This window comes from Neiella holothuriorum (genome assembly GCF_019457915.1).
GTDB lineage: Bacteria > Pseudomonadota > Gammaproteobacteria > Enterobacterales > Neiellaceae > Neiella > Neiella holothuriorum.
In genome coordinates, this window is the sequence record NZ_JAHZSS010000043.1 from 1 (window position 1) to 1,448 (window position 1,448).

Sequence of the window (1,448 nt, forward strand, 5' to 3'; positions counted from 1 at the left end):
TCTTCAGTGGTCCACCGAATGCGATTTCCGTCTGCATCTGTTGAAGTTGGGCGACGACGGCTTCTGAGCCTTTACCGGCCTCACATTCAAGGCACAAAAACACCTGCCTTAACAGTTGCTCCAGGAGATTGCATTGTTCATCGTAATGTTGCCACTGGTACTCTTCCACGGTCCGTTTCTGTTTTTTCAGGTAAAGGCAGAGGGTCTGGATATCCCTGTCATTCATGACCTTCAATGCCTGTTGTCTGACTACTGAGAAGGGTTGATTATCATCAATGTTCTCATCCACAAACAGATGCAGTAACTCTGCCGCTTTCGTGACATTGTCCGCGGCTGACTGCCAGGACAGGAACACTGCTTGTTGTGCAAAGGTGTTGGCAGCTTCTTGTTGCTTGCGGATATGGTAAATGAACCCATCAGTTAACCGTTCCAGTGCCAGTTGTATCCGCTCTGTCAGGTGACATAGCAACCATAGATGCTGCTGTGCGCGTTTGAATCGTTTGAGTTTACTACCGTAATAGTTGATGAGCTCACCGAAGTGTTGTCGATTTTTAAGAGACAGATTAAGCCCATCGATAACGCCATTGATTTGCGTGCGCCATGGCGCTAACTGATGATAAAGGGCAAGCTCTTTTTTAAGTTCAGGTACGGTCAGACTTTTTGCACCGCCTCTGAGCTGGTTCAGGCTTAGTCCGTCATCAATGGCTGTTATGCTGTCCAGAAAGACGTGAAGTTCAGGACTGGTGAGTTGATTAAGTTGGTGCGCCAGGTCTTTTCTGACCTGCTGCATCGCTCTGCTTATCAGTCTCTGGAGTACGGTGTACCTAGGGATAGCAATGCTGTGACTGGTTAGGAATTCAATAGCAGTATCAAAGAGGTAACGCGGCTCCAGCCAGGCATTGCCCACCTGAACAAGGTGGTCGAAAAGAGAATTGAAGTGCTGACTTTCGTCCCATTTGTGATAACCAGCAAGGTCTAATACTTTTGCGTAGAGTCGATCTTTTTGTTTTTGTGAGGGAGTGAATGGTCTGAGCCCCTTGCCGCCAAGCAGCTCTTTACTGATGAACATTAAATCCTTAGAAACCTGCGAGTAAGCGATATCTAGGATGACGGGCTTTGATTTGAAGTATCCCAAAATCGCGACAAAGTAACATCTATGAGCTCTGAGACGAATTGACCGAAAAACTGCCAATTCCGCATCGTTCAGAGAAAAGTACAGACGTTGTTCTTCGATTGAAAAAATGGGTGGGGAATAAAGATCTGCCTGTTCTGCTCTCGTGAGAATAGTAATTTCGTTTTTGATGGCCATATCAGGGCTGTTCCGTATTAAATGTACGATATTTACCTAATTTGCCACACTTATAAGTAGTAACCCACCTCCGCAGCCATTTATTGGTGTGGTCTACAGAGGATTAAGTCTTTTTAGAGGGGAAAATCCCTAGAACCCC

At 46.1% G+C, this 1,448-nt stretch carries 1 pseudogene; it reads right to left on the reverse strand.

Annotated features, from left to right (window positions below):
- A pseudogene (locus K0504_RS18255) lies at positions 1-1,309 on the reverse strand (Tn3-like element ISShfr9 family transposase); the annotation flags it as partial.
- Positions 1,310-1,448: the final 139 nt, after the last annotated feature.